Below are 26,225 nucleotides of genomic sequence, written 5' to 3' on the forward strand. Positions count from 1 at the left end.
GGTCCGTTCTTGTGTTGGTGGGGGAGGGCCGCCCCGAGGTGGGGCGGCCCGGGGTGGTCAGGCCTCGGCGTAGAGCTCTCGTCCGCAGCTCCGCCGCTCCTCGGCGTGCTGGCTGAGGAGGTCCTCCAGGGCGTCACCGATCGCCTCGCTGATCCAGGCCGTGTGGAAGGCGGCGTCCTCGCCGAGGGCTTCGCCGCACTCGGGGCACTCCAGGTAGGTGGGCCACCGGGGGCACCCCGGTACGAGGACGAACGCGGTAGGGGCGTACTCGGCGGCGAGGTCGTCAAAGGTGGTGACCTGGAGGAGGGCGGTGGACATGACAACTCCAATGGAACTTTGTTCCGGAATATTGTTCCGGTCTTGGGTTGGCTTGACCTTAGCTCGATCCACCCAAGTCAGCGACTCCCTTCCGGAACACTCTTCCGGAACCATGTGCTATAAAGCGGGTATGGGAACCGAGGAACTCAAGAAGTTGACACAGCGCTACAGGCGACAGGAGGCGGCGCTCAACGAAACCCGTCAGGAGGTCTGGAAAGAGATCAACCGCCTTCTCGACACCGAGGAGGCCACACCCACTGAGGTCGCGGAGGACGGCCCCTTCCGGGACACCTACATCCGGAGGCACCGACGCGACCGAAAGAAGGCCGCGCAGGAAGCTCCGGAGGGGACATAGCCCTCTCCAGTCCCGTTCCTCATAGTCGGAGGACGACCGCTGTGGCGTTGTCTCCGCTCCGCTCCGCTTCCGGGCGGCCGGCGTCGGTTTCCCGTGCGGCTTCCACCAAGGCCTGGGCGCACACCTCCGGGTCGGTGTCGAAACGCCGCACGACCTCGGTGATCTCGTCGGAGCCGAGCACGTCGTGCACCCCGTCCGTGGTGAGCAGTACCAACTCCGGAGCAGCGGCCGATCTGGTGCCGTACTCCGACTCGAAACTGCGAGCGACGCTGGTGGTGACGACGTTGCGGCGCTTGCGCGCGAACTCATCAGGAGCACCGGCGTCCAGGAGCTCCTGGGCCTCGTTGTGGTCGCGGGTGAGCTGTGTCAGCTCTCCTCCGACCCAGGTATAGGCGCGGCAGTCACCGACCCAGGCGACGTCGATCGCGTCGTTGGGGGTGTACTGGGAGGCTACGACCATCACGCAGTCGCCGTCATAGTCGCGGTGGAGGCGGGTTGCTGCTTCACCCAGTGCGACATAAGGGTCGTAGGGGATCGCCTTGATCGCTGCGGTGGTCGCTGCCTCCTGCGCAGCCTCCGCAACGTCAGTCTCGGGACCGAATCCGTCCGCGAGCGCGGCGGCCCATTGTCCTGTGTCCCGATTGAAGGTGACGTGGTGGGCGTCCTGCTGGGAATCGCGCAGGCCCTGGTCGGAGTAGGTGCCGAAGGTGATCACAGGGGTTTCTCTTTCTGGGGTGGGGCCGCCCCTGGCCGGGGCGGCCCGTGCATGATTCAGGCGCAGTAGCGGGGGAAGTCCAGGAGCGCTGTCGCGAGGGCTTCCCCGGCGAGCTGGCGGGGTTTGGGGGCGCCTGCCGCGATGGCGGCGAGGGTGTCCTGCCAGAGCAGGTCTTCCGCTGAGTGCGCGGCGCCTTCGTCGGCCGGGTCGATCGCAGTGACCCGGCTGCGGACTTGTTGCGGTGTCACCTCGTCTCCTCCTTGTCGAGTTGCTCGATGAGGCTCTTCAAAGCGGTGTCGTGGTCCTCGGGCGCATCGGTGACGCGGGCCCGGTACAGGGTCCACAGGCGCACCCGCTCGTCCGATGCGGCTGCGAGGACACGGGCGGCCCAGGAATGGTGCGCGGTCATGCGTAACTCGGCGCCTTCTTCGGCCGAACCTCGACGTACTCGATCGTGCGCACGGCCATGACCTGGTGCGCGGTCAAGGTCTGCCTGGCTTGGTCGATAAACCGGGGGTTGAGCTCGTCATCGAGCAGGGGCAGCGCCCAGTGGGTGCCGTCGTCGGTGCGCTGCACGATGAGGAAACGCTCCTCGCTGCCATTGGGAAGGTCAGCATCGTGCTGGACATCGATGGGCGTGTATCCGGCGTGCGGTTGGCCGAGGTCGTTCACCTCGTTGAGGGTGCGGGCGACGTCGAGCGGGATCCGTCGGGTGATCACTGGTGCTCCTAGGTGGGGAGGGGGTTAGAACGGGGTTTGCTGGTTGGGGAAGGCCCAGGGGTCGTCTGCCGGGGGCTGGTGACCGCCCGTGTGCCCGTATCCGCTGGTGGAGCGGTTGCTCTGCTGGTGGTGGTCGGCAGACCGCTGCTGTCTGGTCACGGTCGCGGTGGCGTTGCGCAGGGCCGGGCCGACCTCTTCGACGTCGATCTCGTAGACGGTCCGCTCCTGGCCCTCGCGGGTCTCGAAGGACCGCTGCTTCAGGCGGCCCTGCACGATGACGCGCACACCGCGTTGCAGGCTCTCGGCCACGTTCTCCGCGTACTGACGCCACACGGTGCAGGAGAGGAACATGGATTCCCCGTCCCGCCACTCTCCCGAGGCGCGGTCGAAGGTGCGGGGCGTCGAGGCCACGCGGAAGTTGGCGACCGCGGCTCCACTGGGCGTGAAGCGAAGTTCAGGGTCATCGACGAGGTTGCCGATCAGGGTTATCTGGGTTTCGCCTGCCATGAGGCCCCTTTCGTTGTGGCGCGGCGTCTGCTTTTCGCAGCTCACCTCCCGTTCGGGCAGCACCGACAGTACTAAACTTTGCGCCAAGTTGCGAGAACTTGACGCAAAGTTTGAGGGCATGGCTACGCAGGGTTACTGAAAGGTGTGCCTACCGCACTCCAAGAGCCGTCATCACCGATCCGCGCCCACACGCTGTTCGCATACAGGACCGGCACTTCGGCAGGTGGCACGATCGACAGCTTCGAGAGCACGATGCCGCGCCGCTTCGCTTCCCTCGCGCTGGCGGCGTCGCACGTGATCAGGCCGTGGCAACCGGTCGTACCGGTGCCGTGCAGCAACACCAGGTTGCCGGGCAGATTCAGCTCCCGGCGCCGGGACCCGCCCGCGCCCCGGTTGGTGCGGTGGTGAATGCTGTGCCACTCCGGGCTGACCGCCCGTCCACACCACACACACGCTCCCCCGTCGCGGTCCCACACCAGCTCGCGAACGGCCCTGCTCGGTCCGGTCATGCCGCACACTCCTCGTCTTCGTTCTCGTTCCACATGGCGCGGCGTTCGTCCTGTGTGGTGCCGCCCCAGACGCCGTAGCGCTCCCGGGTAGCGAGCGCGTACTCCAGACAGGCCCGTCGAACTTCGCACCGCGAGCACACCGCCAACGCCTGGTCGGGCGTCTGCCCCTTGCCGGGGTAGAACGCCTCCGGGTCGGTCTCCGCACACAGCGCCCGGTCCTGCCACGACATGTCCAGGCCGGGCGGGGGAGCGAGCAGCCGCACCAGGTCGTCCAGGGCTGTGGGGGTCACCGGGCCACCTTGCGGCGGTCGGCTCCGGAGACCTCGACACGGGTCGTCATTTCGATCAGGCGAGACGCGATCCGGTCACCCACCAGGTTCGGCAGTGCGATCGGGGACTCGTTGCTCGTGATGATCATCGGCAGGCACCGGTTATAGCGGTGGTTGATGATCCGGTACGTCGTCTCCTCGGTCCACGCGCTGTCCTTGGTGGTGCCGAGGTCGTCCAGGAGTAGAAGCGGGGTCTGCATCACGCGGCGCATGGTGCGCTCGCGCTCCACCGGATCTGACGCGCCGGGGCGGAGGGCGGCGTACAGATCCGGGAACGTCGCAGCGACCACTCCGAACCGGCCCGGTCCGGATTCCGCGATCAGTCGCAGGGCTCCATACGCGAGGTGGGTTTTCCCCGTGCCAGTGGGGCCCCACAGCATGAGGGAATCCGCGGTCGTCGGGTTCATGGCAACTTCACTCGCCCACCTCGCCACCTGAGGCATATCGGCGGTCGCGTTCGTGTACCGGGGCGGTACCGCCCGGTTGAGCTTGGCGAGTGCGGCGTTCACGCGCTGGCGGTGGTGGTACGCCGGGTGCCCCGGTTCGTCGGGGGACGGGCCGTCGTTGATCGGCCCGGGGGTGGTGTCCAGGCCGCGCTGGCGGGCGATGCGCGCCAGGCGACCGAGGAGGGATTCGCTGGCGAGAGCGGTAGCCATTTAGGGGTCTCCTTCGGGTTAGGCCCAGGGGTCGGGGTTGGAGCCGTAGGTGGTGGGGTTGCGGTAGGGCTGGTGGCTTCCGGCTCTTTGGCGGGGCGGCTGGTACATCGGGTCGGGCTCGTCGGCGTACCGCTCGGAGCGCAGCCACGTGGCCGGATAGGCGGTGTACTGGGGGTCCTCGCCGTCACGTTCTCGGGCGTACTGGTGGGCGGCGGCGACGATGGTGTGCGGCTCCGCTCCGCGCTTGAGCACCTGCCCCCACGCCTTGCGGGCGTCGCCCTTCGCCTTCTTCTTCGGGTACGCGCTCCAGAACGCCTCGAAGAGAGCGTCAGGGGTTGGCGCGTTCGCCTCCGCGCCGAGGTCGGGGAAGAGAGACTCTCTTTCTCCTGACGGTTCCTGGACGGTTCCGTCCGAAGATTCTTCGGGGGTTGGGCGCAAATTCTTCGCCCCGGAAGATTTTTCGGGGGCCGAAGATCCTTCGGGGGTTGCCGAGCTGACCTGCGATTTCGCCGACCCCCGAACATTCTTCGGGGGTGCAGGATCTTCCCCCCGAGCTTTCTTCGGGGGCGAAAGATCTTCGGGGGTCCGCATGAGGACCGTGTACATGTTCGTGCCCCGGCGTCCGCCGTTGAGCTCCACATCCAACTCGCCCAGCTCGATGCACTGCTGGATGGCCGACTGCACGGACCGGTCAGTGAGACGGGTCTTGCGGCACAGCTCCTTGTTGGACGGCCAGGCGTTGGTGCCGTCTCCGGAGGCACAGTCCGCGATGGCGAGCAGCACCAGGCGGGCTGAGTTCTTCGTTCGTGAGTGGTTCCACACCCACGCCATGACTTCAACGGCCACGAGCTCTCCAAGGGTGGTCACGGGTAAGGCCTGGGGGATGCTGGACTGCGTGCCCCCGCATCACCGGAGCAGCTCTGCCAGCGCTCTTCCCGCAGCGGTGAGAGCTGGAGTGGTGTGCTCGCGAAGCAGCCCTTTCCGCGTCAGGGCTGTTTGGCAGCGTGAGCTGATCGGCTTCCTGGCGAGGACATCGACCAGGGCGTTCTCCTGGGCTTCGGTGAGCCTCGGCTGACGGAACGCGGTGTGTGGGCTGATGAGCACCTGGGCACCGCCATCAGGGGTGACTCGCAGCATCCAAGTGCGGCGCCCTGCACCGTCGGGCAGATCCGCATAGCTGTCCACCACACCACTGACGGCGCGACCACGGCTTTCGTGCACCCCGATGACGCGCGAACCACGCGGGAAGCGGCTGCGGACCACGATCTGGTCCACCTCGAACCGCCGCTCCTTGGGGACGGTGACAGACCACCCTTTCTCCGTGAGGGTGAACCGGTTCGGGCGGTCCGTCTGGTCCCCCGGGGTGGTCCTGATGATCCACCCGTTGGCTTCTGCGGACCGGAGCGTGGGCCAGGTGCCGAGGGTCAAGGACCCGGTTTCGGGGTCGGCGGTGGACAGAGCCGCGAGCACTGCGGCACTCGGGACGACGGTATTCATTGGTTTCCTTAGGAAGGGCCGCCCCGAGGGGAACGGGGCGGCCGTTGGATCGAGTTAGCGCAGGATGGTTACTGCGGTGCCGACAGCGACTCGGAAGGACTCGCGCGCCTGGAACAGCTTGTGCTGAACGGCTGTCACCTTGGCGGCCACGTTTCCGAGGGCGCGGGGTTCGTACTCGGGGTTCTCCCGAACGCGGTCCAGCTCGATGCTGAGCCGGTCGAGTTCTCTTGCCAGGTCCTTCTCGTGACGGTCCACAGTCCAGCTGTGGGTGTAAACGAGATCCAGGAGGGTTTGGCCGGCGCGGTCCAGGGTGGTGCGGTCGATGCCTCCCAACCGGGAGTCGATGAGCTGTTGGCAGTACTTGCTAGTCATCGTGTAACTGGCCTTACCTTCGGCCGGGGCTGGTCCCCGGTGCAGGTCAGAAGCTAAGGCCAGCCGAACCAGGCAGCAACAATATTCCGGAACAATGTTCCGATAGTTTTCTGTAGTTGGCCCAACACGAAAACCGTGAAGGGCTGGGTGGCCCGTCTGGGCCACACGGACCGCTAGGAGCCGGTCCCGACCCAGACGCCGATGGGGTGCGCGTGGGTGCCCGGATCAGTGCTCGGAGTCCAGTCGACCCTCCGGATCTCCCCTCGGCGGGACGCCGCCATGAAGCGTGCCCCGATCGCTGGCCTCCGGACCACAGGGAGCAGCGGCCGAACATCATTCGCTGAGAAGGCCTCACCCGAGCTCGCGAAGAACCGGATGGCCTGGTCGATCACCGCAGAGTCCCACGGGTCCTCGTCAGCCCGGGCCAACGCAGCATCACGCAACCGACGCCCGTCCTCGACAGCCTCGGATGGCATCAAGGCCAGCTGCATCAAGCCCCCCACGTCTGTGATGGGAGAGTCACCTCGGTACGCAACCAAGCCCCGATGCTCTGGTCGGCGCTGAGCTGGGCGCGCAGGTTCGCGATGTGATCGCGTGCGGCCCTCAGCTCCTGGTCCGCGATCTCCATTTCGAGATGCTCGTCCGCGCTGGCCAGTGCGGCTCGGGCATCTCTCTCCCGAACCGTGCCCTGCCCTATGAAGCGAAGCAGTACCCGGGCGTCCGCCATCCGGTAAGCATGTCGGGCCTCGGCGTAGCGCCGCCCGAGCCTCCTGACGGTGAGGCTCGCCGTGTCCAGTTCACCGGAGCGTTTCCGGATGCTCTGCATGATCTCGGTGGGTGTTGGAGGGTGCCATACCGGCATGGCACCGCCCTGCTGGTTCTCGTGGTTCACCATGGCTCGCTTCTGGGTCCGCTGGTCCGGTGTGGTCCAGGTTGGGTCATGCCGGACCTCCGTGATCCGTGCAACGTTCGTGCGGGTAAACCCGTTTCAGGCCTCTCACGTCTTGCACTCCGGGTCACGGTTCGTGACGGTGGGCGCTGTGTCATCGACGCTTTCCCGGGGATCGCCGAACCGGCGTGGGCCCTCGTAGGTGAGTTCGGCGCCCACGGGGATGTCGAGCGCCCTGCACACATCGACGTAGACGGGCCAGGTGAACGCACGGACTGAGCGCTCAACCTTGTACAGGTGCCACTGGCTGCGCTTCGCAGCTTCGGCCAGTTGGGGGATGGAGAGTCGGCGCTGGCGTCGCGCCGCGTGCAGTTGCTCTCCGTCAACACCGGGCGGGATGGTCTGAGTCATGGGCCAAGAGTAGACGCAACTTTGCGCCAAGTTCAACATAACTTGCAGCAAGTCAGAGTGAGTGGCTTCGTCGTGTGCTGCTCTCAGGTCTGTAACTTGGCTCAAAGTTAGGGCCAAACTTGGCCCATAGCCGCTACGATGAAGAGCATGACCCGAGAAGACCCGCCGCCCCCCTATCAAACCTGGGAGGCATGCCGCTTCGATGAGCAGTTGAACAAGGCCTGCGAGGCGCAGGGGATCGATCTCCAGGATGTCGCCAGCAGGATCGGGAAGAGCGTTCAAGCTCTGCGCAACGTCCGATACGGCATCAGCAGCCCACGAGCTTCAACGATCGCCGACATCGAAGCTGCCCTCCACTGGGTGCCGGGTGGATACGAACAGGCGCGTCAAGGCAAGACCCCCGCCTCGGCGCCAAGGGAAGACCCCCCTGCCCCAGAGGAAGCAAAGCCGGAGCGCCTGCGCTACCTCTTCCGCACGGTCCACAGTCCCGAAGGTGCTCCCTACACAGCTCGCGAAGTAGCCAAAGGCCTGCGCCGGGCTGGCTTGGCCATCTCAACGGAAGAAGTCGAAGGGCTGAGCCAGGTATGGCCCGAAGCCTCCGACGGCCTGGACAAGGCCCTCGCCGAGTTCTTCGGCGTCCCCACTGCCTACTTCACCGACGCCAAGGTCGCGCAAGAGGTGGAGAAGGAGCTCGCGCTACTCGCCGCCATGCGAGACAGCGGGGTCAAGCACCTGGCCCTGCGGGCCGCCGGTCTCTCCGCTCGGAGTCTCGAATCCATCGCGCAGATGGTCGAGTCCGCGCGAGCGCTTGAGGGCATGACGGACAGTATTCCGCAGCGAGACCGTTGATATAGAAGCTTTACGAACGAGTAAAAGCTCACTCCCTTCGAACGTATTCCCAGCCCGTGCCGCTGATCTCGCATGGCATCATGAGTGAGGTGCAGAACGGTCGCCGAGGTAACTAGGGCCTCCCCGGCGTCTTGTTGGCAATTCCTGACTAACACGGGCGGCGACCCCGCCCTTATTGAGTGCTGCGTTCTGGGCTGGGGGATGGGTGTTCAAAGGGGTTTCCCTTCGTCGTCGCTGTGCGCGAATCCTGCGAGAAATCTCCGGAGAGCAAGGAAACACGGACGTCAGAGGGCTGGTGGAGCAGATCTCCCATTGGCGGGGGCGGGAAATCATTCTGATTCCGCTCGAAATGCCAGTGGAAGTTCCATCGGGCATGTGGATATCCACTGAAGAACACGATTGCATCTACTACGAAAAAAACACCTCCCCCCTGCATCAAGAGCACATCATTGCCCATGAGATCGGGCACATGATTTTTGACCATCGCAGTGCAGACGAAGAGAAACTGAGTTTCGCGACGGCCAGAATCCTCATGCCTAGCCTTGACCCCGAACTCATTCGCCGTGCGCTTGGCAGGACGCATTTCGACGACCAGGAAGAGCTGGAAGCTGAAACATTCGCCACCGTGGCGACACAACTCTTCGCAGGACCAGAAAAAATTCCCCCCAAGCACACAGCAGCCGGTCGCCTCCGTGCGGCCCTAGAGGGGGATTTCTGATGACCAGCGATGACTGGATCTCCATAGTCGTGGCTCTTCTCATCGGAGCAGCCACAGCTCACAAAGCATTCCAGGTATTCAAAACAAAACCAGCAAACCGGCCACTATGGGTTGCGAAGTTCGCTACCTACATCTCTCTGGGTCTCGCTGTGTCGCTAGGGTCGCCCCTGCTTTACTCAGCTCTCTCTGGCCTCATGGGAGTTGACAACGGCGCACGACTGGTCAAGCACGTTCTCGCCATCACGGCGTTCACTACGGGTCCCATTTTCCTGCACTCCATGGCAAAGCCAGAGACCGCCTTCCGTGACGCCATGATCAGGATTGGCGTAACGGTACCGCTCCTTGCGGTCATGGCAGTATCCTTCCTCTCCGAGCCAAGGTCGCCAGACATCCCGGGCGAGTTTTTCGACGCTTTCGTCAGCGCTCCGGGGATGGGCTTGTACATGACGATCTACCTGGGTCTCATCGGAGTGGCAGTACTGGACCTGTTCATCATGTCGATCCGCTACGCGCGATCTGGATCTGGGTTCCTTGCCACCGGCACATGGCTCATGTCCGCCGGAGCTGGAGCCGGATTGGTCTACGTCGTAAATCTGGCAGTTACCACTGCCTCGGTCAGGGGAAACTGGGAACTACCAGTCACTGAAACACTCGCACGTTTCCTAGTGCCCTTCGGCGCGGTGTGTATCGTTCTCGGGCTCATCATCCCCGCTATCGGTCCGGTAAGCACGGCGTTGTACCAATGGCCCCGGAGGATTCGCGAGTATCGTGCCCTTCACCCTCTGTGGCTATCCGTCTACCAAGCCACACCACAGGTCGTTCTCAACGCTCCGAAACACCCCGAAGCCAACTCGGTTCCGCAGCCGTTCACCGCACATGCCCTGTTGCTCCGCCGCACCGTGGAGATCCGTGATGGCGCACTGGAAGTCCGCCCCTATCTTCACCCCGAGGTAGCAGACACCGCAGAGCACCTCGCTGACGAGGCAGGTCTGACCGGTTCTCAGCGAGAGCACGTGGTGGAGGCCGCCCAGCTCGCAGTTGGGTTGATCACCGCTCGACACATGCCGGACGACATCGCGGCCGAGCCTAAGCTCGACACCGCACCCCTCTCACACGTCGGAACCGACGACGTGGACACAGACGCCACTGCACTCCTCCCCGTCGCCACCGCGTTCGCATCGAGCCCCATCGTTGCCGCAGTGCTTGAGGAACACGACCCTCGGAAGGCCCGGTATGTCTGACAACTCCACCCTCGACCGAGCGTCATGGGTGATCACGGAGGGGCTGTCCCCAGCCGCCGTCGCCGCTGCCATCGTGGCGATGGTCGCCTGGGACTCGACACCAACCGCGACGTCCGCTGTCACCTGGGGCATGACAGCCATCGTCTTCGGTGCTGCGATCCCACTCGGCTTCCTTCTCTTCGGTAAGCGAGCAGGGTGGTGGGGTGACCACCACGTCTCGGACGGGGCGAAGAGGCGCTGGCCGCTCGCGGTCTGCCTGCTCTCCGTGGCGACCGGAGCCGGGATCGGAGTGGTGTTTAACGGACCCCTGGACCTCATGATCCTCGCCGCGGTGATGTGCGCGGTTCTGGCGGTGGTCTGGCTGATCACCGACAAGGGCGGGTGGAAGGTCTCCGTGCACTCCGTGGTCGCTGTCACCGGAGCCGCCATCGCGACGTTGCTGTACGGGGCCTGGGCGGCCCTGCTGGTCTGGCCGCTCGCTCTCCTCGTCGGCTGGTCCCGTGTCCAGCTCAAGGCGCACACGCGCGCGCAGGTGCTCGTCGGCGCTCTGCTGGGCGGTCTGGCTGCTGTCGCGTTTGCAGTGTTGAGATGAAGTCCTGAGGGTAAGGTTGCTCTCAGTGATGGTTTCGGAGACCGAAGCGCGCCTTGGTGACAGCTCCCCGCTGTCATCACAAGCGCCATCACCCCGCCATCACCGGGTGCGGAAATGACCGGAACCAACGGGGACCAACCGGCGTCTCGCCGTGCCCCCGTTGGCCCCAATGTCGCAGCTCAGGCGGGTATCTGTGTCTAGAACCCCTGCTGTGCAGGGGATCCAGGACTTTCCTCTCTGTCACCGGGCTGTCGATTTGTGCTATCCGCGCAGTCCAGGCAGGCTTCCTCACATGGATGATTCGAAGAAGAGCCTGGAAGACCTCGTCCGTGACGAGCTCGGTGACGAGCCGTCCCAGGAGGCGAAGGACTACGCCCGTGAGCTTTACGAGCGTTACAAGCTACCCGCCGCGGACACTACCTCCTCCGCCTCCACCGCCGAGACCACCGCTCCCTCCGAGGAGTAAGAACCGACCACGTCCCCAGCACGGCGACGCACGGACCTCACGACCGGCAGCAAGGCGCTCCAGAACACGATCGGCTCTCTCAACCGGGCTGGTCGGATTCCCGGTCGTCGCCGTCCCACACGAGTTCGAACCACACCTGGCGGCCCCGCCCGTCGCGGCGTGGTTCGGTACCCCATTTGCTGGAGAGCGCCTCGACCAGATCCAGGCCCCGGCCGTGCTCGGCCGTGTCATAGGGGTCCCGGTGCTGGGGTTGAGGGGCCTCCGTCATGTTGCCGAGGTCCCGCACCTCCACGCGGGCCCATCCCGGCGCGTGCTGTACGCACACCTCGAACTTCCCGGTTTCATGGCCCGAAGCGCTGTGGGTGACGGCGTTGGTGGCGAGCTCGCTGGTCAACAGCGTCGCGGTGGTCAGTTCCGGTGATGTCGCCAGCTGACGGGCGACGAATCTGCGTGCGTAGGCGATCTGGCTGGGCAGACCGGGAAAACGTCTGCGTACCGGACGTGGCACCGGAAGCGGCGCCCCGCTGGATCGGTAGGTGCTGCTGGACTCTTCCATGGAATTCGCCGGACGTTGGGGACGGTGGAGATGTGCCGACGTCGTCTGGGGCGGATGCGAAGGCGCGGAACGAGAGGCTGCGGTCTCATGCAAGTGGGTTCACTCCCCGGGGAAGTGTGTTCGAGGGCAGGGCTGAACTGGCGCCTGGCCCTCGAAGCGTCCATGCCCGAAACGGGTCACGGCGCGAGGTGGACACACGGGGCGAAGCCCCCTGGGGCAGGGAGGGACACGGCTCGGTATCGCTGGGGGTGCGGTACGAGGGTGGCGGCACGCGGTGGGGGAGAAGCCGCGGGGCTTCACTCTGAACGGTGGCGTGGCCTGGGGGTTGGCCGTGGCGGATGGTCATGTCTGGTGTGGGGTGTGCCCTACGACACTGCAGGGCCTACTCGCGCTCAGCATACGCTCCGTGCCTCCTTGGCGACCCGGTCGACCTGGTCCGCACAGGGTAACCCTGCCTGAGCTGGGTAAAGGGGGCGTTTAACAAGCTGGGGGGCGCGATTGGGGCTGGATATCGGCGGGGATACGCGCCCTTGAGGCGTTCCCGAGAAGAATAACGATTTGGTGAAGACAGTCTGAATTTTGCTACTTGGTTCGGTCTTGCGCGTGGTGTGGATCACCCGACAGGGTATGTGGCATGGCCTCGCCCACCCCCGCTCCGATGCCCATGGGCCTCGGCGTCGAGATCGACCGCGCCGTCCGGCTCACCGACGAGGGCCACGTCCTCGTCGGCGGCTCACCTCCCCGTGCCCTCCGGCTGCCTCCCCAGGGCGTCAGCGCCGTCATCCGCTGGCTCAGCGGCGCCGCCCTCGGCCGCCACCGGGAACGTCAGCTCGCGCGGGTGCTGGTGGAGGCCGGTCTGGCCCATCCGCGTCCGGCGCCCACCGCCCCGGGCCCCGACGTCGAGGTCGCCGTGGTCGGGTCGGGGCGCCACCCCGAGCTGGAAACCGTCCTGGACCTGATCGCGGCCGAGTACCCGCACCTGCGCCTGGTCGTGGTCGGCGCCACCGGGCTCGCCGCCCGGGCGGCCCGCGAACGCGGTCTGCGGGTGGTGGGTGTGCCCGTGGACGGGCCGATGACCGGGGCCCAGGCCCGAGCGGCGGCGCTCAAGGCCTGCGACGCCGAGATCATCGCGCTGCTGGACGCCGACACCCTTCCCGGCCCGGGCTGGCTCGAGGCCGCCCTGGGCCACTTCGCCGATCCCGACGTCGCGGCCGTGGTGCCCCGGGTCCTGGCCGCGCGGACGCGCTGCGGCCCCCGCGGGATGACCGTCTCCGCGCTGAACGCCCTGCACGCCGACCGCGGGGCCGACCCCGCGCCGATCCTGCCCTGGGGCCAAGGCCACCACGGCCTCGGCCAGCCCGCCCCACCCAACGAACACGCCTCGGCCGAACCCCTGGAGCCGGTCCGCACGCTGTTCGTCCGGCGCGGTACCGCCGACTCCGATCCCTCACTGGGCGCTGCGGCGGAGGTGGATCTGCTGTGGCGGCTGGCCGGGGAAGGTTGGTCGGTGCGGTACGAACCCCGCTCACGGGTGTACGCCGTGATGCCCACCGGTATCGGCTCCTACCTGCGTGCCCGATTCGAGGCCGGGGCCGCCGCGGGGCCGCTGGCCAGGCGGCACGGGCGGCGGGCGGCCGGGCCGGAGCTGTCCCTGTCCGGCGCGGCCGGTCTGGGCCTGGCGTTGGCCGGTCGGCCCCTGACCGGACTGGCGGTGTGCGCGGCCGGGGGAGCGTTGAGGGTTCGCGGACTCATGAACGGGGCTGGCGTCCCGGCGGTGGACGCCCTGCGACCGGTGGCGGTGGACCTGGTGCACACGGCGCGCACCGCGGCGCGGGTCGCGCGGACGAGCTGGTGGCCGGTGGTGGCGGCGGTGGCCGCGGGCGGAGCCGTGGCCGGGATCAGGTCCGGGGCCAGGCCGGGGATCAGGTCCGGAGCCGGGTGGTCCGGGCGGCGGGCGCTGGCCGCGGCCGCCGTGCTGACCGTTCCGCACCTGTTGTCCTGGCGGCGCCGTCACGGTGCGGCCCCGGTGGGTCCGGTGGTGTGGACCGGCCTGTCGGTCGCCGGTGACGCGGCCCGTTCGCTGGGGACGTGGTGGGGCATGGCCCGGGCCGGTTCCGCGGCTCCGCTGGTACCGCGTGCACGCCCGCCGGTGTTGTCCACGTCACTGCGATCCTCGCAGGTGGCAGGGGGTGCGGAAGGCCCTGCCGATAAGCCGGGATCACTGGCCGCGGTAAGTGAGCGTTAATCACTGTTACCCAGGGTCATGGCATCCGGTTGTGCTGAGGGGGAACCCCGACCGCCCGCCTCGGCGGTTGTGGTGACCCGGTGTAACCCGACGTCGGTCAACTGCGGCTTGGGCCGCCATGGAACGAAACTTTGTTTCAGGTGCGTTGCCAGCTGGTGCGAATGAGATGACGAGTCGCCAGGAGGTCTGGTTTTTCGTAAACGACGTTTACCTCTCGTCGTTCTCGGATGGGCGTTTGCGCAGGTCAGCAAGCTTTCGTGGCGCACTGCAACGATCTGATTGCTGCATGTGAAACCTTTGACAATTTTGCGCGAACTTGCTGCCATTATTGGCACCGTTGTCCTTTCTTGATGCGTCGGTTACCGTCAAGTGTCTAGCCGTCGTCCAGACTCTTGACAATCCGGTCACTGAACGTGAACCGGAAGTCAGTGTGTTTCAGTGGTCACTGGGGGTAATCCTCGTGGTGTCGGTTGAGCATGTGCGCTAACCCGGGCTAACCGTTCGGGGCACGTTTGCCTTGCCTGCTCCGCGTCACTCCCCGTGTCGGCGACTCACAACAGATCACGACAGATCAAGCGCCGGGCTCGGCTGTGAGGTTCGGAGATAGTTTTGGGCAAGTTCCTGGCCAGGCGGCTGCTGAACTACGTTGTGCTGATCCTGCTCGCAACGAGTTTCGCCTACGTGCTCGCCGCGACGAACCTGTACCCGCGCGGGTACTTCGAGCAGATGCAGCCACCGCCGTCCCCTGAGGCGGTCAACGCCCAGCTCGACGCGCTGAACCTCAACGACGAGACCCCCATCGCCCAGAGGTACGCGACCTGGATCAGCGGTGTCCTCACCGGTGACTTCGGCAAGACCATCCAGGGGGGCGACGTCGCCTCCCAGATGTGGATGAAGGCCGGCGTCACCCTGCGCCTGATCACCGTCGCCACCATCCTCGGCAGCTTCCTCGGCATCGCGGTCGGCGCCTACGCCGCCATCCGCCAGTACCGGGCCTTCGACAAGGCGGCCACCGCGGCCTCCTTCTTCGTCCTGTCCGTCCCCACCGTCGTCATCGCGATCGTGGTCCAGGTCGGCGCTGTCAGCATCAACGACCTCCTCGGATTCCAGTTCCTGAGGTACTCCGGCGAGTACACCGCCGGAATCCGGGGGGAGTGGTACGAGCTCCTGCTCAACCGGGTCTACCACGCGCTGTTGCCCACACTCGTGCTGACGGTCGCCCTGTTCGCGGCCTTCTCCCGCTACCAGCGCAACATGATGCTGGACGTGCTCGGCGCCGACTTCGTGCGGACGGCCATGGCCAAGGGACTGACCCGGCGCAAGGCCCTGTTCAAGCACGCCCTGCGCACGGCCCTCATCCCCACCATCACCTACTTCACCTTCACCTTCGGCGCCCTGGTCTCCGGAGCGACCTTCACCGAGAAGATCTACGGCTGGCACGGCATGGGCGCCTGGCTCATCGACTCCATCGCCAGGCAGGACGTCCACGTGGTCGCCGCCGTCTCCTGGTTCATGGCGATCACCATCATGGCCGCGTCCTTCCTCTCCGACATCCTCTACGCCTGGCTCGACCCGAGAGTGCGGGTGTGACCATGACGCACACCCCCGTTCCCGCGGTCGCGGGAAGCACCGCGCCCCGAACCACCCCGTACCCTCCGCGTACCGTCGCGGCCGCCCGGCTGGAGACCACGTCATGAGCACGACCGAAGAGAGCACGCACACCCAGGAGGCCCCCGCGGCGCCGCCGGCACCCAACAGGGCAAAGGACATCCTGGGCCAGCTCCTGCGGACCCGACGGGTCATCGTCGGCCTCGTCCTGATCGGTCTGCTGACCGCCCTGGCCTTCCTCGGCCCCGTTGTCAGCGGCTGGGGAGTCAGCGAACGCGACTTCACCGCACGCCTGCAGGGCATCTCGCCCGACCACTGGTTCGGCACCAACCACACCGGCCAGGACATCTTCACCCGTGCCACCGCGGGCCTGCAGAAGTCCCTGCTCATCGGCTTCCTGGTCGCCATCGGATCCACCGTCATCGCGGCGCTCGTCGGGGCGTTCGCCGGTTACTTCGGCGGCTTCACCGACCGCACCCTGATGTGGATCGCGGACCTGGCACTGGTCCTGCCCAGCTTCGTCATCCTGGCGATCCTGTCCAGCCACTTCGCCGGCCAGGGCGGCTGGCTCATCCTGGTCATCCTGCTGGCCGCCTTCAGCTGGATGGTCACCTCCAAGATGGTGCGCGGCCTGACCATCTCGCTCAGGGAACGCGAGTACATCCACGCGGCCCGCTTCATGGGCGTGCCCTCCCACAAGATCATCCTCCGGCACATCCTGCCGAACATGTCGTCCCTGCTCATCGCGGACGCCACCATCATGGTCAGCACCGCGATCATCGGCGAGACCGCGCTGAGCTACTTCGGCCTGGGCGTCCAGCCCCCGGACGTCAGCCTCGGCGTCGTCATCGCGGCCGGAGCCCCCTACGCCACCACCGCGCCCTGGGTCTTCCTGTTCCCGACGATCCTGCTGGTCGTCCTGGTCCTGGCCGTGAACATGATCGGGGACGGACTGCGCGACGTCCTCGACCCGCACTCCAAGTCGCGTCGGTCCTAGGGGAGGGCCACACACATGAGCACCAACACGATCGAGGCCACCGAGGGCCGCACGGAAGAACCGACGCCGAAGACCCCGGTCCTGGAGGTCACCGACCTCAACGTCACCTTCCGGGGGCTGGGCGGCAATCCCGACGTGCACGCCGTGCGCGGGGTCAGCTACGCCGTCCACCGGGGCGAGGTGCTGGGCATCGTCGGCGAGTCCGGTTCCGGCAAGTCCGTCTCGTCGATGGCCGCGATGGGCCTGCTGCCCGACCACGCCGAGATCACCGGCTCCGTGCGCCTGCACGGAGAACAGATCCTTGGCCTGGACGACCGCACCATGGCCAAGAAGCGCGGCAAGGTCATCTCCATGGTCTTCCAGGATCCTCTGTCCGGGCTCACCCCCGTGTACACGGTCGGAGACCAGCTCGCCGAGGCCGTCCTGGTCCACGACCCCAGGGCGGGCAAGGCCAAGGCGCACGCCCGCGCCGTCGAACTGCTCGAGCTCGTGGGAATCCCCAACGCGAAGGACCGCTACCGCTCCTTCCCGCACGAGTTCTCCGGCGGTATGCGTCAGCGCGTCATGATCGCCATGGCCATGGCCAACAACCCCGACGTCATCATCTGCGACGAACCGACCACCGCCCTGGACGTGACCATCCAGGCGCAGATCCTGGACCTGCTGCGTACCGCCCAGGCCGAGACCGGCGCCGCGATCGTCATGATCACCCACGACCTCGGCGTCGTCGCCGGTTTCGTCGACAGGGTCCTGGTCATGTACGCGGGACGCCCCGTCGAGATCGGCAGCGTCGACGAGATCTACTACGGCAGCCGGATGCCCTACACGATGGGCCTGCTCGGGGCGGTGCCCCGCATGGACCTGGAACGGCAGGGCGCCCTGGTCCCGATCAAGGGCAACCCGCCCTCGTTGAGCGACCTGCCGCCCGGCTGCCCGTTCGCCCCGCGCTGCCCCATCGCGCAGCCCGAGTGCGACCTCGCCGAACCGGAGCTGCTCACCATCGGGGCGCAGCCCTCCGCCGAGGATCTGCGCGCCAGGACACCCGTCGAGGCATCCGGCGAGGCCCCCTCCAGCGGGTCCGAGCCGGGGCAGCACTCGGTCCAGGACACCGGTGTACGCCGCGTCGCCTGCATCCGCTCGGGTGAGATCGACGCCAACCAGTGGACCGCCCGGGACATCTACCCGGTGCCCGAGATCCCCGAGACGCAGGCCTGGGCCGTCCGCCGGGAGGACCGTGCGGAGATGCTCCGGGTCGACGACCTCATCAAGCACCACCCGCTGATGAAGGGCGCCATCTTCAAACGCCGCGTCGGCACGGTGTACGCGGTCGACGGGGTCAGCTTCGACATCCGTGAGGGCGAGACCCTCGCCCTGGTCGGCGAGTCCGGCTGCGGCAAATCCTCCACCCTCATGGAGATCATGGCCCTGGACCGGCCCCAGCGCGGATCGATCGAGGTCATGGGCCGGGGAACCGAGAAGCTCGGCAAACGGGAGCGCTTCGACCTGCGCCGCGACATGCAGATCGTGTTCCAGGACCCGATGAGCTCCCTGGACCCGCGCATGCCGGTCTTCGACATCATCGCCGAGCCCCTGCGCACCCACGGCTTCCCGACCACCGAGGTCACCGCACGCGTCTACGAACTCATCCGGCTGGTCGGCCTCAACGCCGAACACGCCACCCGGTTCCCGTCGGAGTTCTCCGGAGGCCAGCGACAGCGCATCGGCATCGCCCGCGCCCTGGCCCTGGAACCGAAGATGCTCGTGCTCGACGAACCGGTCTCGGCCCTGGACGTGTCCATCCAGGCGGGTGTGGTCAACCTGCTCGAGGAGCTCCAGGCCAAGCTCGGCCTCGCCTACCTGTTCGTGGCGCACGACCTCTCCGTGGTCCGGCACATCGCCGACCGGGTGGCGGTCATGTACCTGGGCCGGATCGTGGAGATCGGCGACACCACGTCGATCTACACCCGACCCGCCCACCCCTACACCCAGGCCCTGCTGTCCGCGATCCCGATCCCCGACCCCGAGAAGGAACGCGCGCGCACGCACATCGTCCTGGACGGCGACCTGCCCAGCCCCGCCAATCCGCCTTCGGGGTGCAGGTTCCGGACCAGGTGCCAGAAGTTCATCACTCTCTCGGAGTCCGACCAGGAGCAGTGCATGAGCGTCGAACCGCAGATCCTGCCGACCAACGGCGGGGACCAGGGGGCCGCCTGCCACTTCGCTGAGCGACAGGGCGTCCTCTGACCGACCATCGGCCCGACACGGGCACGAGGCCAGTACCACCCCGCGTACTGGCCGACACTCACAGGAGGAAAATCCCCATGCGAATCGGAAAGGCGAGGTATCTCGCCCCCGTCGCCGCCGTGGTGCTGATCGCCAGTGCCTGCGCCGGCGGTGAACAGGAGAGCAGAGAGCGGGAACTGGCCGCGGAGGACCTCAACCCCGCTCCCCGCGAGGACCTGCAGGAGGGCGGCACCATGGTGTGGGCCCTCAACGAGTACGCCGAGCAGCACAACATGGCGCACACCAACGGCAACCTGGCCAACGTCCGCCGCACCGCCGCCGCCGTGATGCCCCGGCCCACGCGCTACGACGCCGAGGGCGGCTTCGAACCGCTCACCGACTACGTGCTCGACTACGGTGTCAGCGACGACGGCCTCGAGGTCTTCTACGAGCTGAACCCGGACGCGGTCTGGTCCGACGGCGAACCCATCACCTGGGAGGACTACGAGGCCAACTGGCTGACCCGGTCCGGCCAGCGCGACGGGGACTTCCAGATCGGCTCCACCGTCGGCTACGACCGGGTCGCGGAGTTCGTCGAGGGCGACGACGACTACTCCTTCACCCTGGAGTTCGAGGAGCCCTTCTCCGAGTGGCCGACCCTGTTCAACCCCCTGTACCCCGCGGAGTACATGGAAGACGAGGAGCTCTTCGAGGAGGGCTACCAGAAGGCCTACCCGGTCACCGCCGGCCCCTTCGGCGACGTGGAGTTCGACGACGTCTCCGAGCGCATCACCGTCTCCAAGAACGAGGACTGGTGGGGTACTCCGGCGCTGCTGGACGAGATCATCTTCGACGCCATGGGCAGTGACGCCCAGGCGGGCGCCTTCAACAACGGCGAGGTCAACGGCTTCTACATCGGCACCGACGGCGCCGGCTACGAGCTGATCAAGGACCGGGACGGCGCCTACCTCACGGAGGCGGTCAACCACGGCCACCGCTTCATCTCGCTGAACGGCGCCAGCCCGCGCCTGGAGGACGTCCGCGTCCGGCAGGCGGTCTCCCTCGCCATCGACACCGACGTCCTGTCCGAGGTCACCCTGGACGCGGTGGAATGGCCCGTCACGGGTGAGGTCAACCGTCTGCTGCGCTCCAGCCAGAACGGCTACCGGGACAACAGCGAGGGCTACGGCGAGTTCGACACCGCGGCCGCCGAGGAGCTCCTGGACGAGGCCGGTTGGACCCTCGAAGAGGGCGAGAACGTCCGCACCAACGCCGACGGCGACACCCTGACCCTGGACTGGGTCGTCTCCGACGACCTCGCCGTCGCCCAGGACGAGGGCGACATCGCCGGCCAGATGCTCGCCGAGGTCGGCATCGAGGTGGATGTCCAGCACGTCCCCGGCAACGCCCTGTTCCCCGAGTACATCATCCCGGGCAACTACGAGATGGCCAGCTACGTCCTCACCGGTGTCGACCCCTACGCGGGAGGCAGCAAGGGCAACTACGGCATGCCCGACGCGGACGGAGAGTGGGGCAACAACCTCGCCCGCACCTCCACCGAGGAGATCGACGACAAGTTCGACGAGCTCATGTCGGAGACCGACCCCGACCGCTACGCCGAACTCGCCAACGAGATCGACCGCCTGCTGTGGGAGGAGGTCGTGACCATCCCCATGTTCGAGCGTCCCGGTCTGTACGCCATGGACGACAACCTGCACAACTGGGGTGAGTTCGGCCTGGCCTCGGACTACGTCTACGAGGACATCGGCTGGGCCAAGGAGGACTAGTCATCGTCTTCGGATGATGCCTCTCCGCTGAGTTTCTCCGCGGAGTCTCTCCACCGGTTCCGCGCGGCGTCCGTAGCGGGCGCCGCGCGGAACCGGCCGACGCGGTGAGCGTTCGCGAAATGTGCTGAAACGTGACGCTGAGGGCGTCGGCCCCTTCGCAAGGGGTCGGCGCCCTTCGTCGTGCCCGGGATTCGGCGGCGAAACAGACGGTCGGAGTGCCGGGGCACCCCGCCGCCTGACAGAATCGTCGGAGCCCGACACTCCCCCCGCCCCGCTCGTTGGAAAGTTCCCGATGCGACTCCACCCTCTCGCCGCCGCGTGCCTGGCGGCCCTGCTGTGTGCGGCCCTCACCTCTTGCTCCCGGCAGGAGGAGGACTCCGACGAGGCCTTCGATCCCCCCGTCGGGGCGGCGGTGGACCCGGGAGCCGGGGAGGCGGACGACGCCAGCCCGCCCCCGGAGCGGCCGGAGGCGGAATGGTCCTTCGGCACCCCCGTCGGCTGGGCCGACCAGCCCAAGGCGGTCGCGGCCCCCACTCAGGACCCGGCTGACGAGGACACCACGGACGAGGACGGCGACGCCGCGGAGGCCTCGGCGAGCCCCGGGGACGAGCCGACCCTTGAGGACGAGCCGGTCGGCCCCACCGAGTACCCCGGGGTGACCGGTGGAGCCGGGGGCGAGACGGTGACCGCCACCGACGCCGACGAACTCGCCGAGCACCTGTCCGCGGCCGAACCCCTGGTGGTCGAGGTCGAGGGCGACATCGACCTCGACGGCACCCTCCGGGTCGCCTCGGACAAGACCCTGCTCGGAGTGGGCGAGGGCGCCGAACTCACCGGCGGCGGCCTGGTCGTGGACGGTTCCAGCAACGTCATCCTCGCCAACCTGGGCATGGTCTCCGACGGCCCCGCGATCGCGGTCCGCGGCGGGGCCCACCACGTGTGGGTGGACGGCTCCACCTTCTCCGGGGGCGGGGACAGCGCCCTGATCGCCGTCACCGACGGGTCCGACCACGTCACCCTCTCCTGGAACCACTTCGCCGAGGCCGAGTCCGCGGTCATCATCGGCGGCCGCGACGACCAGCCCGGCGCGCTGCGCGTGACCGTGCACCACAACTTCTTCGACGGCACCTCCGGCCGACACCCGCGTGCCCGCAACGCCGAGCACGTCCACGTGTTCAACAACTACTTCCGGGACAACCCCGAGTACGGGGTCGAGTCCGCCTACGGATCGAACGTGCTGGTCGAGGGCAACTACTTCGAGGGCACCCCGGTGTCGGTGTCCACCGAGACCGACGAACCGGGCAACGTGGTCACCCGGGACAACCTGCTGGTCGACTCCAAGCAGCCCCAGCTGCGCGGCAACGTGCCCGACCCGCCCTACGCCTACGAGCTCGACGACACCGTCAACGTCCCCGAAGCGGTCATGAACCGAGCCGGTACCGACTGAACCCGCCGGTGGGAACCGGGTGGTTCCCACCGGTACCGGCAGTCGTCCTGATCCCGGGGCTCGGGTGAGAGCGGTCTGCCCGGCACCGCGGCCCCCTCACCCGGGGCCTCAGCCAGCAGGAGAGCGGGGTCGTCGGCGGGAACCGGATTCCGGTCGGCGGATCAGGTGGTCAGCGGGTGGTAGTCGTAGGTCTCACCGAAACCCTCCGGAGAGGTGTAGCTGAGTCTTCGGGGGTGCCCGTCCTCGTCCACCCAGAGTTCGAACTCGGCCTCGGCGATCCGGGTCAGGGTGTTGCGGCCGGTATCCGGCTGGTAGTCCCCGGCCAGGGTCTGGAAGGTTCCCGTGTACCGGTGGGTGGTGTGGGTGCTGGCCTGGACGCCCCTCGACCCCTCGGGCAGCTCGATCTCCTCCGTGCCGGTCATCTCCAGGTCGGCGGCCGAGCCCGTCAGCTCGTCCAGAGGGCCCAGGACGAACTCCACCGAGCACAGGCGGCGGTCGGCCTCCGAAGGCGAGTCCAGCACCGTCATCCCGGGCAGCCCCTTCTCCGCCGACATGATGAACCCGGTGCCCGGCAGGTCGTACCGGTAGACCCGTACCCCGGAGTCGGTCTTGAAGTAGTGCTCGAAGGCGGTGTCGGAATCGGGTTCGTGCCGGGCCCAGCCGTGCGCGATCCCGCGGCCTTCGACACTTTGCGTGTAACTGATGTGGAAGGAGGGGGCGGCCCGCAGCTCCTGGGCGGCCAGCTCCAGGAACTCCTCCGGGTCGGTGGGGTCGGCGTCCACGGCGCGGATCAGCGGGGGACGTGTCTGGGGTGGGGAGTCCTCCACCGCCGGGTCCGGTTGGCCGCCGTCCAGCGTCATTTTGGCCACGCCCCATCCGCTGGCGACCACGGCCAGGCCGACCAGGGCCAGCAGCAGGCTCAGCAGCCAATGGGACCGGCCGGGCCCTTCGGCCTTCGGCTCCTCACCGGTGGACGGCAACGACGTCGGCACGGGCAGCGCCTCGATTCTGCGGTTCGGTGTTCGGGGGTACCGCTTACGCGGAGTACGACGCGGTGACTCACCGCTCTGTTCGGGTGTCGGGCGAACATAATCTCCGCCGACAGTGACGAACCGGGACGCGTCACCCGGGCGCACGAGTTCGGGGCGCACGGGTTCGGGGCGCAGGGGACGGGGCCGCGGACCTGTCGCCCGGGCCTACCGGCTCCAGCCCGGATCGCTGGTGTCCACGCGGGTAGCGGGCGTGCAGGGGGTCGAATCGGGGACCGTGCACGGCCCGGCGCCGGGCCGTGAGGTGATCGTCGGCTCAACACGGGATCACCCTCCGAGGCCGGATCATGGCCGATCGCGGTCGAACCCGAACCCCTCACCCAACCGCGGCGGGTTCCGTTCGAAGCGACGGATGGCCCGCCGGACCTTCTCCAGCCGGTCCGGCGGCCCGGCTCAGCCGCGATCTGTCAGCGCGGCCAGAACCTGGCGCGGGAACCCCGCCGGGTGCGCGCACAGGTCGTGGACCCCGATGGAGACCACCAGCCACCCCGCCTCCCGCACGGCCGTGTGCCGGAGTTCGTCACGGGCGCGTTCGTGACGGGAGGAGTGGAACTCGGCGCTGTCGTACTCCACCACCACCCGGTACGCGGGCCAGCCCGGATCCGCGCGGAAGGGGCCCTGCCCGGTGTCGACCCGGCACGGCGGCAGGGCCACGTGCGGTCGGTCGCGGGTGACGGCGGTACCCCGGGGGTGCGGGTCCACTCCCCACACGTAGGCGGCGGTGCGACCGAAGGCGACCGCGTCAGCGGACAGGTGGGCGAGAACGGGACGGAGCGTGCGGAGCAGGAGGTCGTGGTCGGGCGGCAGGCCGGCGAGCGGAGACCCCGGGCCGGACGGCGGCTCGGCCCGATGCGCCTTGGGGCGAAGGGCGGGGCGGGGGAGCGGGAACAGAGGGGAGCAACCGGTGGGAGAGGTGTGATCTCGCGGCATGTTTCCAGGTTCGGTCGCCCGTCCGCCCCGGACAAGCCCGATCTCCCACCTGTGGACAACTCCGTGCCCCGACCCGGTCAGGCCGTGTCTAGCGGAAGGGCGGGGGGCCGACCGAGAGGTGGATGTGGTCCACGTGGTCCAGGGTCAGGTTGCCGTGGTACGACGCTCTCCGCCGGACCTGCATCCACGGTCCCACCGACTCCCGTCGCGGATTCCAGATGTGGTAGTCGTAGATGATCCCCTTGACGTTGAGTTCCGCGTGGTTCTGGATGAGGAAGTCGATCACCTCGATGGCGGTCGCGTGCATCTGAGGCGTCGGGATCCCGCCCAGTTCGGCCATCATGTAGTCCACGGCCTGGCCCCACCCGTGGTCGCTGTCCAGCCCCGGCCGATAGCCGCCGGCACTGAGGTAGAAGCCGGGGAACTCCTGGTTGAGTACCTCGTGCGTGGCGCACATCTGCGGGTGCAGGCCGTCGAGGGCACCGCAGTCCACGATCGCCCCGCCGCCGAAGACCGAGTTCGGGTCGTACTTGTACTGCCCCTCCTGGTCGATGAGGTGCACGTCGAAGTAGCCCGCGGCCTGGTCCCCGTCGTTGATGGCCTGGCCGTCGCAGTAGAGCCCGTCGTCGTTGCGGCCGCAGTCGACGGACAGCTCGATGATCGCGATCGCCGTGGCGGTGCCCTCGAAGGACGAGGCGTCGTCCTCCTCGCCGTCGCACACCACGTCGTTCCAGTGCCGGGAGCCGTCTTCGGCCAGCTCCTTCTGGCAGGCGGCTCCGCGGATCTCCACCCGCACGATGTTGCCGAAACGGCCCATGCTGTTGTCACTGGCCCGGATGTCGGTGAGCACGGCGCCGTTGTTCTTCGCGTACGTCTCGGCGCGGCCCTTGGCGACCTCCTCGTCGTACCGGGGCATGGGGTAGACGTCGTTGGCGAGCTGCTCGGCCGCCTTGTCCCGAAGACCCGCTACCGCGGCCAGCGCCGCGGCGTCCGCGGCCGTCTGCGCCTGAGAACGCATGTCGTTGGCACTGCCCACGCGAACGAACAGCAGGGTGAGCGCGAGCAGGCTCAGGGTCAGCCCGAACAGGAGGAGGACGTTGGCCTGTCCGTCGTCACGGCGTCCCTGGAGTCGGTGTCTGCGTGCCGAGGTGGGGGAGGTTCGTCGCATGCTGGTCCGGGGGGTCATCCCCGCGGGGGGCGGGGAAACGGGCGGTTCGAGGCGAAGCGGAGGCCGGGCCGAACGGGGGCACGTCACACGGACCTCTGTCCGGCGCAGCTTAACCCGCGCGGGTACCCCGGGTACAGAAGGGGTTCGCGCTCTGTGGACCACCGGTCACCGTTCGCCCAGGTGAAGCCCGGGCCGCCCGCCACAAGTCCGACCAGAGCCGGTCACCGGTCAGCCGCGAACCGCAGCAATCCGCCGCACGCGGCCTCAGCGCGCCTGGCCGACGGGCGTGATCGGCACCGGTCTCGGCCACGGGCCCGGGGTGCTCCTGGGGCTGTGGTGGCTGGACGTGCTGTGGGTGCTGATCGGTACCGCCTGGCTGGTGCGCTGGGCACGCGAACGGGCCCGGGCGAGCCTGGGCGCGTAGCTGGTACCGCCGCGGAGACCACCAGGAGCGTAGAGGCAGACCCCGAGTCGTATTCTGCGTCTGTAGGCTCCGTCGTCCGGGCCCGGCCGGGACGGCGAGCAGTCGCACTCACGGAAGGCGCCACCCGTGTGAACCGCTCTCCCCGTTCCCCCGAGGGGTACCCGCAGCCCGCGTACCCGTGGCTTGGCCTTGCCGCCGCCCCGGCCGCGCCGCTCCTGCTCCTGGTGATCGAGTGGGAGAGCGGGCTGTTCTGGGCGATCACGATCCCCGTGGGCATCGCTCAGCCCATCCCTCTCGGATTCGTGCTGCTGGCCGTGGCGGCCTTCCCCCTGATGATGCCCGCGGACGTGCGTTACCTGGCCGCCCTGGTCTCCATGGCACTGATGACCGTGCTGGCGTTGCTGCTGTTCCCCCTGTACTCCGGCCTGCTCCTGATCCCGGTCCTCGCCTCGCTGTTCTTCGTGTGGGTCACCAACCATCCGAGGATCATGAGGTGTACGGAGAAGCCCGGGAAAGCGGAGAGCGCCCAGGACACCGCGGAGAAACAGCGGGACGAGTGAACCCGGGCGGACCTGGCCCTGGAGCGGGCCTGGTCCCGGAACGGGTTTGGTCCCGGGGCGGGCCACCGGGCCACTCGCCGCCCACCC

General features: G+C 67.7%; 32 protein-coding genes. 14 read left to right on the forward strand and 18 right to left on the reverse strand.

All coding sequences use genetic code 11. The features are described from left to right. Positions 1 to 57: 57 nt before the first annotated feature. A complete protein-coding gene (locus NE857_RS09375) occupies positions 58 to 318 on the reverse strand; it encodes a hypothetical protein (protein ID WP_254420631.1) in 261 nt (86 codons plus the stop codon). 130 nt (positions 319 to 448) lie between these two features. On the opposite strand from NE857_RS09375, the gene NE857_RS09380 reads away from it, so the two are divergent. Further along, positions 449 to 673: a hypothetical protein gene (locus tag NE857_RS09380; RefSeq protein WP_254420632.1), complete on the forward strand. Its 225-nt coding sequence runs from the start codon at positions 449 to 451 to the stop codon at positions 671 to 673. A gap of 19 nt (positions 674 to 692) precedes the next feature. On the opposite strand, the gene NE857_RS09385 is transcribed toward NE857_RS09380, so the two are convergent. The 13 genes from NE857_RS09385 to NE857_RS09445 form a co-directional block, all read right to left on the reverse strand. Beyond that, positions 693 to 1,388, reverse strand: a complete 696-nt coding sequence (locus NE857_RS09385) for a PP2C family protein-serine/threonine phosphatase (RefSeq protein ID WP_254420633.1) — start codon at positions 1,386 to 1,388, stop codon at positions 693 to 695. A 56-nt stretch (positions 1,389 to 1,444) separates the two neighbouring features. Further along, positions 1,445 to 1,636, reverse strand: coding sequence for a hypothetical protein (locus NE857_RS09390; RefSeq protein ID WP_254420634.1), 192 nt, complete (start codon positions 1,634 to 1,636; stop codon positions 1,445 to 1,447). Further along, positions 1,633 to 1,797, reverse strand: a complete 165-nt coding sequence (locus NE857_RS09395; protein ID WP_254420635.1) for a hypothetical protein — start codon at positions 1,795 to 1,797, stop codon at positions 1,633 to 1,635. The genes NE857_RS09390 and NE857_RS09395 overlap by 4 nt, the downstream gene beginning before the upstream one ends. Further along, positions 1,794 to 2,108, reverse strand: coding sequence for a hypothetical protein (locus tag NE857_RS09400; RefSeq protein WP_254420636.1), 315 nt, complete (start codon positions 2,106 to 2,108; stop codon positions 1,794 to 1,796). Before NE857_RS09400 ends, NE857_RS09395 begins: the two co-directional genes overlap by 4 nt. Positions 2,109 to 2,132: 24 nt before the next feature. Further along, positions 2,133 to 2,615: a single-stranded DNA-binding protein gene (locus NE857_RS09405; protein WP_254420637.1), complete on the reverse strand. Its 483-nt coding sequence runs from the start codon at positions 2,613 to 2,615 to the stop codon at positions 2,133 to 2,135. Between the two features lie 122 nt (positions 2,616 to 2,737). After that, positions 2,738 to 3,124 (reverse strand): HNH endonuclease, encoded by a 387-nt coding sequence (locus NE857_RS09410; RefSeq protein WP_254420638.1) that lies wholly within the window; start codon positions 3,122 to 3,124, stop codon positions 2,738 to 2,740. Next, positions 3,121 to 3,354: a WhiB family transcriptional regulator gene (locus tag NE857_RS09415; protein WP_254421922.1), complete on the reverse strand. Its 234-nt coding sequence runs from the start codon at positions 3,352 to 3,354 to the stop codon at positions 3,121 to 3,123. Before NE857_RS09415 ends, NE857_RS09410 begins: the two co-directional genes overlap by 4 nt. Before the next feature lie 56 nt (positions 3,355 to 3,410). Next, complete coding sequence (locus NE857_RS09420) at positions 3,411 to 4,109, reverse strand: ATP-binding protein (RefSeq protein ID WP_254420639.1); 699 nt, start codon at positions 4,107 to 4,109, stop codon at positions 3,411 to 3,413. Between the two features lie 18 nt (positions 4,110 to 4,127). Continuing rightward, positions 4,128 to 4,955 (reverse strand): helix-turn-helix domain-containing protein, encoded by an 828-nt coding sequence (locus tag NE857_RS09425; protein ID WP_254420640.1) that lies wholly within the window; start codon positions 4,953 to 4,955, stop codon positions 4,128 to 4,130. Between the two features lie 60 nt (positions 4,956 to 5,015). Further along, entirely contained in the window at positions 5,016 to 5,606 is a 591-nt protein-coding gene (locus tag NE857_RS09430) for a hypothetical protein (RefSeq protein ID WP_254420641.1), read from the reverse strand. A gap of 54 nt (positions 5,607 to 5,660) precedes the next feature. Further along, complete coding sequence (locus NE857_RS09435) at positions 5,661 to 5,978, reverse strand: hypothetical protein (protein ID WP_254420642.1); 318 nt, start codon at positions 5,976 to 5,978, stop codon at positions 5,661 to 5,663. Positions 5,979 to 6,468: 490 nt separating this feature from the next. Beyond that, a complete protein-coding gene (locus tag NE857_RS09440; protein WP_254420643.1) occupies positions 6,469 to 6,873 on the reverse strand; it encodes a hypothetical protein in 405 nt (134 codons plus the stop codon). 102 nt (positions 6,874 to 6,975) lie between these two features. Continuing rightward, positions 6,976 to 7,278: a helix-turn-helix domain-containing protein gene (locus NE857_RS09445; RefSeq protein ID WP_254420644.1), complete on the reverse strand. Its 303-nt coding sequence runs from the start codon at positions 7,276 to 7,278 to the stop codon at positions 6,976 to 6,978. A 147-nt stretch (positions 7,279 to 7,425) separates the two neighbouring features. Here NE857_RS09445 and NE857_RS09450 point away from each other — a divergent pair, with 147 nt between their 5' ends. The 5 genes from NE857_RS09450 (at position 7,426) to NE857_RS09470 (ending at position 11,144) form a co-directional block, all read left to right on the forward strand. Next, on the forward strand, positions 7,426 to 8,127 hold the full coding sequence (locus NE857_RS09450) for a helix-turn-helix domain-containing protein (protein WP_254420645.1): 702 nt from the start codon (positions 7,426 to 7,428) through the stop codon (positions 8,125 to 8,127). A gap of 295 nt (positions 8,128 to 8,422) precedes the next feature. Continuing rightward, positions 8,423 to 8,845, forward strand: a complete 423-nt coding sequence (locus tag NE857_RS09455) for an ImmA/IrrE family metallo-endopeptidase (protein ID WP_254420646.1) — start codon at positions 8,423 to 8,425, stop codon at positions 8,843 to 8,845. Further along, the gene (locus NE857_RS09460) at positions 8,845 to 10,086 is read left to right on the forward strand and encodes an MAB_1171c family putative transporter (RefSeq protein ID WP_254420647.1); all 1,242 of its coding nucleotides are present in this window, start codon (positions 8,845 to 8,847) and stop codon (positions 10,084 to 10,086) included. Before NE857_RS09455 ends, NE857_RS09460 begins: the two co-directional genes overlap by 1 nt. Next, positions 10,079 to 10,678 (forward strand): phosphatase PAP2 family protein, encoded by a 600-nt coding sequence (locus NE857_RS09465; RefSeq protein ID WP_254420648.1) that lies wholly within the window; start codon positions 10,079 to 10,081, stop codon positions 10,676 to 10,678. The genes NE857_RS09460 and NE857_RS09465 overlap by 8 nt, the downstream gene beginning before the upstream one ends. Positions 10,679 to 10,970: 292 nt before the next feature. Beyond that, on the forward strand, positions 10,971 to 11,144 hold the full coding sequence (locus NE857_RS09470) for a hypothetical protein (protein ID WP_254420649.1): 174 nt from the start codon (positions 10,971 to 10,973) through the stop codon (positions 11,142 to 11,144). A gap of 79 nt (positions 11,145 to 11,223) precedes the next feature. Here the strand turns inward: NE857_RS09470 and NE857_RS09475 are convergent, their stop codons facing one another. Then, on the reverse strand, positions 11,224 to 11,700 hold the full coding sequence (locus tag NE857_RS09475) for an ATP-binding protein (protein ID WP_254420650.1): 477 nt from the start codon (positions 11,698 to 11,700) through the stop codon (positions 11,224 to 11,226). A 634-nt stretch (positions 11,701 to 12,334) separates the two neighbouring features. Between NE857_RS09475 and NE857_RS09480 the strand changes: the two genes are divergently transcribed. From NE857_RS09480 to NE857_RS09505, 6 genes are all read left to right on the forward strand, one after another. Beyond that, the gene (locus NE857_RS09480; RefSeq protein ID WP_254420651.1) at positions 12,335 to 13,945 is read left to right on the forward strand and encodes a glycosyltransferase; all 1,611 of its coding nucleotides are present in this window, start codon (positions 12,335 to 12,337) and stop codon (positions 13,943 to 13,945) included. Positions 13,946 to 14,554: 609 nt separating this feature from the next. Further along, a complete protein-coding gene (locus tag NE857_RS09485; protein WP_254420652.1) occupies positions 14,555 to 15,535 on the forward strand; it encodes an ABC transporter permease in 981 nt (326 codons plus the stop codon). Positions 15,536 to 15,638: 103 nt separating this feature from the next. Continuing rightward, positions 15,639 to 16,550 carry an ABC transporter permease gene (locus NE857_RS09490; protein ID WP_254420653.1) on the forward strand — a complete coding sequence of 304 codons (912 nt, stop codon included), beginning with the start codon at positions 15,639 to 15,641 and terminating at the stop codon, positions 16,548 to 16,550. Positions 16,551 to 16,565: 15 nt separating this feature from the next. Next, positions 16,566 to 18,794 carry a dipeptide ABC transporter ATP-binding protein gene (locus NE857_RS09495; RefSeq protein WP_254420654.1) on the forward strand — a complete coding sequence of 743 codons (2,229 nt, stop codon included), beginning with the start codon at positions 16,566 to 16,568 and terminating at the stop codon, positions 18,792 to 18,794. Between the two features lie 77 nt (positions 18,795 to 18,871). Continuing rightward, positions 18,872 to 20,560, forward strand: coding sequence for an ABC transporter family substrate-binding protein (locus NE857_RS09500; RefSeq protein WP_254420655.1), 1,689 nt, complete (start codon positions 18,872 to 18,874; stop codon positions 20,558 to 20,560). A gap of 292 nt (positions 20,561 to 20,852) precedes the next feature. Then, the gene (locus NE857_RS09505; protein ID WP_254420656.1) at positions 20,853 to 22,007 is read left to right on the forward strand and encodes a pectate lyase family protein; all 1,155 of its coding nucleotides are present in this window, start codon (positions 20,853 to 20,855) and stop codon (positions 22,005 to 22,007) included. Positions 22,008 to 22,168: 161 nt separating this feature from the next. Here the strand turns inward: NE857_RS09505 and NE857_RS09510 are convergent, their stop codons facing one another. From NE857_RS09510 to NE857_RS09520, 3 genes are all read right to left on the reverse strand, one after another. Then, positions 22,169 to 22,999, reverse strand: a complete 831-nt coding sequence (locus NE857_RS09510) for a hypothetical protein (protein ID WP_344013245.1) — start codon at positions 22,997 to 22,999, stop codon at positions 22,169 to 22,171. Positions 23,000 to 23,449: 450 nt separating this feature from the next. Beyond that, on the reverse strand, positions 23,450 to 23,986 hold the full coding sequence (locus tag NE857_RS09515) for a putative endonuclease domain-containing protein (RefSeq protein WP_254420657.1): 537 nt from the start codon (positions 23,984 to 23,986) through the stop codon (positions 23,450 to 23,452). A gap of 88 nt (positions 23,987 to 24,074) precedes the next feature. After that, complete coding sequence (locus NE857_RS09520; RefSeq protein WP_254420658.1) at positions 24,075 to 25,154, reverse strand: VldE C-terminal domain-containing protein; 1,080 nt, start codon at positions 25,152 to 25,154, stop codon at positions 24,075 to 24,077. A gap of 286 nt (positions 25,155 to 25,440) precedes the next feature. Here NE857_RS09520 and NE857_RS09525 point away from each other — a divergent pair, with 286 nt between their 5' ends. Together NE857_RS09525 and NE857_RS09530 are read left to right on the forward strand one after the other, a co-directional pair. Beyond that, the gene (locus NE857_RS09525; protein WP_254420659.1) at positions 25,441 to 25,578 is read left to right on the forward strand and encodes a hypothetical protein; all 138 of its coding nucleotides are present in this window, start codon (positions 25,441 to 25,443) and stop codon (positions 25,576 to 25,578) included. Positions 25,579 to 25,706: 128 nt separating this feature from the next. Further along, a complete protein-coding gene (locus NE857_RS09530; protein ID WP_254420660.1) occupies positions 25,707 to 26,138 on the forward strand; it encodes a hypothetical protein in 432 nt (143 codons plus the stop codon). Positions 26,139 to 26,225: the final 87 nt, after the last annotated feature.

Source organism: Nocardiopsis exhalans (assembly GCF_024134545.1).
In the GTDB taxonomy this organism is placed as follows: Bacteria; Actinomycetota; Actinomycetes; order Streptosporangiales; family Streptosporangiaceae; genus Nocardiopsis; species Nocardiopsis exhalans.